Raw genomic sequence first — 8,479 nt, 5'->3', positions numbered from 1 at the left:
AATTTACTAAAAATCTGCATATTGCGCAACTTTTTCATTTATATATCCTTAAAATTCTAATTCAACCAACGAGTAGATAAAGACTAATATATAAATTGATTATCAGATTAGTATATAATCATTCTCGGTTCAAGTGTGGAGTCGTTAGTTTATCCGGAAGAGGGTTCTGACAAAACCCGAGCGCAAATAAACAATACCCCACACCTGCATATAGTATACACTCAGAACGAGGCATACACATACAAGTGACGAGTGTTATTGCTATCCTTGCGCTTTTTTGAATTGTCAGATTCTCTTCCAAGGATAAAAGCTAAACACTTTCATCGAAATATGTCTGCCGGGGTCTCCGAAAAGGCTCCCGACAGGGCAAAGATAAAAAATGTTTTGCTCCGAAACACTCCTTTGGGGTATTGCACCGGCAAATTTCGGCGAAACTTTCCGAAAATCCGCTATTGTGCCGGAACTATCTTCGGCGTATGTTTATTCTGAACCGGAGCTTCGGGGAGAATTGGATTGGGGTAGAGGCACTCCAACCGAGAGTTTGGCCGGTTAAATGCCAGCAGGCTGCCGCGAAGCCATCTTCGTCCTGCGCGTCGGGAAAATCCGGTTCGCAGAACCGGGAGGCCCGCACCTCGGCGGTGCTCGTTGCGCTTTCTCCCGGGCGTCCGACCCGGTGCCACTCGGCACTCGATCCGGAAAGTTCGCTACACTCGATGCAGCCCGCGCCGGCACCGGCCGTTCTACTGTACTTGAACTATACTCTTTCCGCGCGCTGCGAAAATCTGCTTTCGGGTGCAGACCCGCACCTGACAACCATGTAAAAATTTCGCAACCCGACGATTTATCGCTATTTTTGTTTCCGATTTCATAGAAGAAGATACGGAAAACATGACGATGGAACCGATCATCGAGCCCGTCGCGCGCGAGCTGCTCGAAGCCGAGCTGACCCCGGAGCGCATCTGGCGCAAAACCAACAAAGGCAGCAATATTCTTTATACCCTCACCGCAGCGGAATGTCCGAACGTGATGCGGGAGATCGGGCGGCTGCGCGAAGTCTCGTTCCGCGACGGGGGCGGAGGTACGGGGAAAAGCATTGACATCGACGAACTCGACACCGTTCCGGGCGGATATACCCAGCTGATCGTTTGGGATCCGGCGGCGCGGGAGATCATGGGCGGATACCGCTATATTATTCCGCGTTCTTCGCATCCGAAATATTTATCCACGGAGCATTATTTCGAGTTCAGCGACACGTTCCGCGAAAAGTACCTGCCTTACGTGCTGGAATTGGGGCGTTCGTTCGTGCAGCCGAAGTACCAGTCGCGCAACAACCCGAAAAGCCTTTTCGCGCTGGATAACCTGTGGGATGGCCTGGGGGCGATCGTGGTGCGCAATCCGGATGTGAAGTACTGTTTCGGCAAAGTCACCATGTACGGGGATTACAACCGCGAGGCGCGGAACATGCTGCTCTATTTCCTGAAAAAACATTTTCCGGATCGCGAGAATCTGATCCGGTCGCGCTATCCGGTCGAGTTAGATATCGACGATGCGAAAATGAAGGCTGTTTTCTCGGGCAAAGATTACGCTGGGGACTACAAAATCCTGTCGCGCAAGATTCGCGAGATCAACGAGACTATTCCGCCGCTGATCAATGCGTACATGAGCCTCTCGCCGACGATGAAGGTGTTCGACACGGCGCTGAATCCCGATTTCGGGAATGTCGAGGAAACGGGTATTCTGATCACTCTCAGTGAGTTGTATGTTCAAAAGGTGGAGCGCCATCTTTCCAATATCGAGTAGCGGATTGTGCATGGGGCCTGCCGCGCCCAATGCAAAAAACCGTAGGTTTATTTAGCCCTGTGCCGGATGGTACTGTTCTTTCTTTGAAAAGAAAGAACCAAAGAAACTTTCCGATAGCTGCGCTACTCCTTAGGCTCCGCAGTCCTCTTGCATTGAGTTTGGTTCGGGGCGCGGAAATCGGGCCGATAAGGGCTAAACCTCATGAGGTCGGCCCGATTCCCCGCACCCCGACAAATCAAAGACAAAGGTATCCGGCAGGCTCAAGAGATGCGCAAGCATCTCAAAAAGTTTTTTCGGTTCCTTTTGTGAACAAAAGGAACAGTTCTATGCGGGTACGTACTAATAAAACCTACCTTTGCGGGTGGATATGTATCAGGCAACCATCACCAACGACGAAATCAACCAGATGCCCGTGGGCCATTTCCCCGGACACATACTCGTGGTAGACAGCGAAGAGACCATGCGCGAAGCCGAAACACTGCTGCAGGGAGAGACCCTTCTCGGCTACGACACCGAGACCCGTCCCTCATTCCAGAAAGGGATGAAATACGGGATGGCACTCGTGCAGATATCCACCGCCGACACCGCCCTGCTCTTCCGCATCAAAATGGCACCGCTTTCCGAGAACATACGGGCCATGCTTTCGTCCCCGGAAATCATCAAAGTCGGCGCAGCGATCCGCGACGACCTCCGCGGAATGCGGCAAGCGACCGAATTCCGCCCCGCAGGATTCGTCGATCTCCAGTCCGTCGTCAAACGCTGGGGGATCGAAGAACTGAGCGTCAAGAAGATGGCCGCCATCGTGCTCGGGATCAAAGTTTCCAAAGCCCAGCGGCTCACCAACTGGGAAGCCGTGCGGCTCACCGAGCCCCAGCAAGACTATGCAGCGATGGACGCCTGGGTCTGCCGCGAGATCTACCTGCGCCTCAGAGCCGACAACGCAGCCCTGATGGACGAAGCCGAAAAAATGTCGCTGCAACAGCAGCCCGAAGGCGAAATGCCCCCGAAACATAAGACACGGAACCGTCGGCGGACGGGACGCAGCAGCGGCATGCGGCATCATCGTCGCAGCATGCCCGCAGCCGAACCCAGCGCTGCGGCAAAAGTCGTGTCGAACTCCGATTCCGAACAGATACATGATAAGACTGACACTCCGACGCGGTAAGGAAGAATCCCTGCTGCGCCGCCATCCCTGGATATTCTCCGGCGCCATATACGGCACCGACGGCACCCCGGAAGAAGGGGATGTAGTCGACGTCCATACCGCCGAAGGCCGCTTTATTGCCCGCGGACATTGCGGAATCGGCTCGATCGCCGTGCGAGTGCTTACATTCGACGAAAACGAGCCGATCGACCGGACATTCTGGCGGCGGCGCATTGCCGAGGCCTATGCTGTGCGGCAAGCGCTGGGGCTGACCGACTCCGAAGACACCACCTGCTACCGGCTGGTGCACGGCGAAGGAGACAACCTGCCGGGATTAGTGATCGACATCTACGGCACCACGGCAGTCATGCAGGCACACTCGGTAGGGATGTATCTCGTGCGGAACGAGATCGCAGAAGCATTGAAAACAGTGTATGGGCCGGAAAAACTGACGGCAGTTTATGACAAAAGCGAGGGAACGATACCGCCGAAAAGCGGGATCGAAACCCACGACGGATACTTATGGCAATCGCATCCATCGAATGACAGCCCTATCGTCAAGGAAAACGGGAACCGATTCCGGGCCGACTGGGAAGAGGGACAGAAGACCGGATTCTTCATCGACCAGCGCGAGAACCGGGCTTTGGTCGCCCGTTATGCACGGGAGCGGCGGGTGCTGAACACCTTTTGCTACACGGGCGGATTCTCGGTTTATGCTTTGCAGGGCGGAGCCGTTTCGGTGGATTCCGTGGACAGCTCGGAAAAGGCAGTGCGGCTGTGCTCCGAAAATATCGCGCTGGCGAACCCGACAGTTCCGCACCGGGAAATCGTGGCGGACGCCTTGGAATTTGTGCGGGAGATGCCCTCCGAGGCTTACGATCTGGTGATCCTCGACCCCCCGGCGTTCGCCAAACACCGCAAAGTATTGGGGAATGCCTTGCAGGGATACAGACGGCTCAATGCAGCGGCGATCGCGAAGATGCCGGCGGGAGGCATTCTGTTCACGTTCAGCTGTTCGCAGGCGGTATCGCGCGAACAGTTCCGCACAGCGGTGTTCAGTGCGGCGGCGACGGCGGGGCGAAGGGTACGGATTTTGCACCAGCTGACCCAGCCGGCCGACCACCCGGTGAATATCTACCACCCGGAGGGAGAGTACCTGAAAGGACTGGTGCTCTACATCGAATAACGGAATACAATATAATCTTGCTATATTACAACACCACCTTGCAATATAGCAAGGTAACATTGTAAAGATACAGTATTTTATTGTACCGATACGAATTGGGCTATTGCCGACGTTTTAAACGAAATCACAGCCGAACGATATGAAAATCCGGATTGGAACCCTGCTCTCCCTGCTCGTCCTGCAGCTGTCACCCCTCGTTTCGGGGGCGGTGCAGCGGATACGCGCCAGGCCGGTGCTCAAGGCCGACAAGGAGTACAACGCCATACTGCTCCATGTGGCGCAATATTTCGTGCTGACCATTCCGGAGGGAAAGACGGTGGACGACATCGCTTATGCAATCCGCTGCACGTTCGTCATCGCTCCGGACGGGGCTTTGCGCCAGTTGGAGATCGAGAACGATACGGACACGTGGACGGGGCTTTTTGAAGGCGCCGCGGCTTTGCGGACGGAAACCTGGCTGCGCAATGCCATTCTGAACGGGATGAATGCGATTCCGCCGTTCGACATGAGCCGGATACGAGCATCCAAGTCGGGCAAAAAACGGACGGTGGTATTCTCGTTCGGCCAGCAGGCGGGACAGGCGACCCATATTCCGTCCATGGGGTTCAATCCCAATATCGTGGATGCCAACCTGAACCAGTCGTTGCAGGAACAGTTGCAGGCGGCGCGCGAAGGCAAGCCGCTCGACGAGACGCCTCGGCTCGGGATGACGCGTCAGGAGGCCGAACGGCGTTACATGAACGGAAATAAAGCGTGGGCCGGGTTTATGGACGACAACATCAAGTCCACGATGAGGCCGAAATACGACCCTCATCGGACAGGGCAGCCGCCGGTGATCAAGACTCAGCCCAAACTGCCGACCCCGAACGATTCGATTCCGAAAATCGACATTGCGATCTCGCTGCAATAACCGCATATTCAAAACGCAACGTTTTTGACTTCCAACACATGATGTCCGCCGTCGTTGAGACCTATCCGTGGGGCGATTCTCGCCGGTTCAACAGCTACTCGGCCTACTTCCGCCGTCTGTTCGGCAGCCGGGTGCAGAAAGTGACGATCGATGCGGGGTTTACCTGCCCGAATCGCGACGGCTCGATCTCGTCGGGAGGGTGCACTTTCTGCAACAACGACGCCTTCAGCCCTTCTTACAGCCATAAGGGGTACCCGATCGCACGCCAGATCGAGGAGGGAATCCTTTTTCACCGCAACCGCTATCGAAAGGCGCAGAAATACCTCGCTTATTTCCAGAGCTATTCCAACACCTACAAGCCGCTGGCCGAACTGCGCGAGATATACGGTCAGGCGATCACCCATCCGGACGTGGCGGGGATCGTGGTGGGGACGCGCCCCGACTGCGTGGACGAAGCCAAACTCGACTATTTCGCAGGACTGGCGGCGCAGGGATATTATGTGATCTTGGAATACGGCATCGAATCGGTTTACGACGAAACGCTCCGGCGCGTGAACCGGGGACATGATTTCGCTGCGGCGGTGCGGGCGGTGGAAATGACCAAGGCCCGGGGGATTCATTGCGGAGCCCATTTCATTCTCGGGCTGCCGGACGAAACGGACGAGATGCTCGTGGCGCAGGCCGGAGCGATCAACGCTTTGCCGTTAGATACAGTCAAGTTCCACCAATTGCAAATCTTCAAAGACACCTTGATGGCTCGGGACTATGCCGCGCATCCGGACGCCTACCGTTTCCGGACGCTGCCGGAGTATATCGACCTTTTCATCGACCTGCTGGAACGGCTGCGGCCGGACTTGGTGATCGAACGTTTTGCGGGCGAAGCGCCGCCGCGCTATCACCTCAATCCTTCGCCGTGGGGATCGGTGCGCAACGAACGGCTGCTCCAGCTGCTGGAAAAGCGCCTCGAGGAGCGCGGAACGTGGCAGGGAAAACTCTTTTTAACGGACCGGACTTAGCCCCAAAGCGAAAAAACGTATATTTGCCGTATGAAAAAATTCCTCGCCGCCTTATTCCTGCTGCTGTCCGTGTGTCTGCACGGCGGAGGCGAGGTGTTTGCCCAGCTCAACAAGCCCTACTTCTTTTACAAGGGCCGCGAACTGATCGTCGCGGGGGATTACCGCGAAGCGATCGAGATGCTCAACCTGCTTCTTCGGACGGAGACCAAGGAGTACGAAGGCTATTTCCTGCGCGGGGTGGCCAAGTACAACCTGGACGACCTGCCGGGTGCCGAAGCGGATTTCACCAGCGCCATCGCCGTCAATCCGGTCTATACGATGGCTTATCAGTATCGGGCCATCACGCGCTCGCGGATGGGGAACTACAACGATGCGCTCAGGGATTACCAGTATGCCGTGGAGCTGCGGCCGAACATGCCGGCAATGTATTACAGCCGGGGAGTGACTTATTTCCTGAGCCAGCAGTTCGAGAAAGCGGTGGCGGACTTTTCGCGCTACCTGCGCTCCACACCGTCCGATGTCAACGCTTTGACGAACCGGGGGACGTGTTATCTCTATCTGAAAGACACCGTGCAGGCTTATGCCGATTTCAACCGGGCCGTGGAGATCAATCCTTACGAGGCGGACGGCTACGTGCGGCGGGGGCTGCTCGAAGTGGCGCAGAACCGGAACGAAGAGGGGATCCGCGACCTGACGAAGGCCCTGAGCATCGACAGCACGCAGTCGGTGGCATACTTTTACCGGGCGTATGCCTATGTCAACGAGTCGCAGCCGATGCGGGCGCTGGCGGATTTCGACCGGGCCATTTGCTACGACTCCACGAATTCGGTGACCTATTTCAACCGGGCGATCCTGCGCAGCCAGATCGGGGACTACAACCGGGCGATCGAGGATTACGACCGGGTGGCGATGTACAATCCGGGGAACGTGCTGGTATTCTACAACCGGGCGTCGGTCAAGATACAGGTGGGAGATTATCGGGGGGCGATCGAGGATTACACGCGGGCGATCGAGCTTTACCCGGACTTTGCGAATGCTTATCTGTTCCGTTCGCAGCTCAAGGCGGCGCTGCGGGATTTCCGGGGGGCGGAGGCGGACAGGCGCATCGCGGAAACAAAAATCGAGGAGTATCGCCGGAAATTGAGCGACAGCACGTTCACTTCTTTTGCGGACACCAGCCGCCAGTTCGACAAGCTGCTCTCGTTCGACGCGGATTTCGGCAATAACGAGCTGCGCTCGATGCGGGGAGATGTGCGGCGGGAGGTGCGGCTGATGCCGGTGCTCCGGGTTTCGTTCATGGCGAAGGATACGGCTCGGGTTTACAATCCGCGGGAGTATCGCAATGCGCGGTTGGACGGCTATCTGGCGGAGCTGGCGGCGACCGGTACGGGGAAATCTGCGGACGGGGCGGGGTTCCGTTTCGAGATGACGGGGATTCCGGCCTTGAACGAATTGCCGGAGGACAGCGTCGCTGCGTGGGATGCGGCGAACGGGATGCCGGTGTCGTGGGAGGACAATTTTCTGAAGGGGGTTACCCAAACGTTGCTGAGGCAGTATGCTTCGGGGCTGAGTTATTACCGCCGGGCGGGGCGGGTGGCGGACGACAATCCGCTGGTTTACCTGAACCGGGGGGCGGCGCAGGCGGAAATGATCGAATTTATCGCGTCGTTGGAAGGGAATAATGTGATGCAGCAGGTGGCTGTCCATACGGATGACCCGGCGGCCCGGCTGTTGCAGACGCAGGGGAGGAAGACTTACGATTATTCGGAGGCGATAGCGGATACGCGGCGGGCGGCGCTGCTGATGCCGGAATTGCCGCAAACTTATTATAATCTGGGGAATATGCTGTGCCTGAGCGGCGATCTGCCGGGGGCGTTTGAACAGTACACGCGGGCGATCGAACGGTTCCCGTATTTCGCGGAGGCGTATTACAACCGGGGACTGGTGCAGATTTTCATGCAGGATACGCAGAAGGGGTGTCTCGATCTGAGCAAGGCGGGGGAACTGGGGCTGGCGGAGGCTTACGAGGTGCTCAAACGCTATTGTATCAAAAACCGGTAATTCTTTTTCCCCCGTAATCGTAATTGCACTGTGCCGTGTGTGACTGTTCTTTCTTTGAAAAGAAAGAACCAAAGAAACTTTCAGATAGCTACGCTACTCCTTAGGCTCCGCAATCCTCTTGCTTCGAGGTTTCTTTGGGCCGGAGCAATAGACCACTCTTTATATTGCGATCCTTCGGATCGCCGACCTCTGCGCCCAGCGGCGAAGCCGCTCGGGGGGTGGGCGCGAGGTCGAACTAAGGAGCAAATAGAGCGGTCTATTGCACCCGGCCCAAGAGAATCGAAGACAAGGGTATCCGGCAGGCTCAAGAGATGCGTTAGCATCTCAAAAAGTTTGGCTTCGCCTTCCTCCTGGCGCCTCGG

At 56.5% G+C, this 8,479-nt stretch carries 6 protein-coding genes; all 6 read left to right on the top strand.

Annotated elements, in window-relative coordinates; genetic code table 11:
- Window positions 1–894: 894 nt before the first annotated feature.
- The 6 genes from Q0Z93_RS08710 (at window position 895) to Q0Z93_RS08685 (ending at window position 8,117) form a co-directional block, all read left to right on the top strand.
- Complete coding sequence (locus Q0Z93_RS08710) at window positions 895–1,800, top strand: GNAT family N-acetyltransferase (protein WP_298064586.1); 906 nt, start codon at window positions 895–897, stop codon at window positions 1,798–1,800.
- Between the two features lie 367 nt (window positions 1,801–2,167).
- The gene (locus tag Q0Z93_RS08705) at window positions 2,168–2,965 is read left to right on the top strand and encodes a 3'-5' exonuclease (RefSeq protein ID WP_298064587.1); all 798 of its coding nucleotides are present in this window, start codon (window positions 2,168–2,170) and stop codon (window positions 2,963–2,965) included.
- Entirely contained in the window at window positions 2,937–4,130 is a 1,194-nt protein-coding gene (locus Q0Z93_RS08700) for a class I SAM-dependent rRNA methyltransferase (protein WP_298064584.1), read from the top strand. The genes Q0Z93_RS08705 and Q0Z93_RS08700 overlap by 29 nt, the downstream gene beginning before the upstream one ends.
- A gap of 139 nt (window positions 4,131–4,269) precedes the next feature.
- Window positions 4,270–5,040 (top strand): hypothetical protein, encoded by a 771-nt coding sequence (locus Q0Z93_RS08695; protein WP_298064582.1) that lies wholly within the window; start codon window positions 4,270–4,272, stop codon window positions 5,038–5,040.
- A 41-nt stretch (window positions 5,041–5,081) separates the two neighbouring features.
- Window positions 5,082–6,056: a TIGR01212 family radical SAM protein gene (locus tag Q0Z93_RS08690; RefSeq protein ID WP_298064581.1), complete on the top strand. Its 975-nt coding sequence runs from the start codon at window positions 5,082–5,084 to the stop codon at window positions 6,054–6,056.
- Window positions 6,057–6,086: 30 nt separating this feature from the next.
- A complete protein-coding gene (locus tag Q0Z93_RS08685) occupies window positions 6,087–8,117 on the top strand; it encodes a tetratricopeptide repeat protein (protein ID WP_298064579.1) in 2,031 nt (676 codons plus the stop codon).
- Window positions 8,118–8,479 lie beyond the last annotated feature (362 nt).

The organism is uncultured Rikenella sp. (assembly GCF_947628055.1).
Lineage (GTDB): Bacteria > Bacteroidota > Bacteroidia > Bacteroidales > Rikenellaceae > Rikenella.
The sequence above is the reverse complement of the archived record's forward strand: the minus strand, read 5'-3'. Positions and strand labels throughout refer to the sequence as shown.

What these genes read in the sequence shown, in the direction of transcription:
- Q0Z93_RS08700 (WP_298064584.1), top strand. Translation starts at nt 2,937, where the DNA reads ATGATAAGACTGACACTCCGACGCGGTAAGGAAGAATCCCTGCTGCGC.
- Q0Z93_RS08710 (WP_298064586.1), top strand. Translation starts at nt 895, where the DNA reads ATGGAACCGATCATCGAGCCCGTCGCGCGCGAGCTGCTCGAAGCCGAG.
- Q0Z93_RS08690 (WP_298064581.1), top strand. Translation starts at nt 5,082, where the DNA reads ATGTCCGCCGTCGTTGAGACCTATCCGTGGGGCGATTCTCGCCGGTTC.
- Q0Z93_RS08685 (WP_298064579.1), top strand. Translation starts at nt 6,087, where the DNA reads ATGAAAAAATTCCTCGCCGCCTTATTCCTGCTGCTGTCCGTGTGTCTG.
- Q0Z93_RS08695 (WP_298064582.1), top strand. Translation starts at nt 4,270, where the DNA reads ATGAAAATCCGGATTGGAACCCTGCTCTCCCTGCTCGTCCTGCAGCTG.
- Q0Z93_RS08705 (WP_298064587.1), top strand. Translation starts at nt 2,168, where the DNA reads ATGTATCAGGCAACCATCACCAACGACGAAATCAACCAGATGCCCGTG.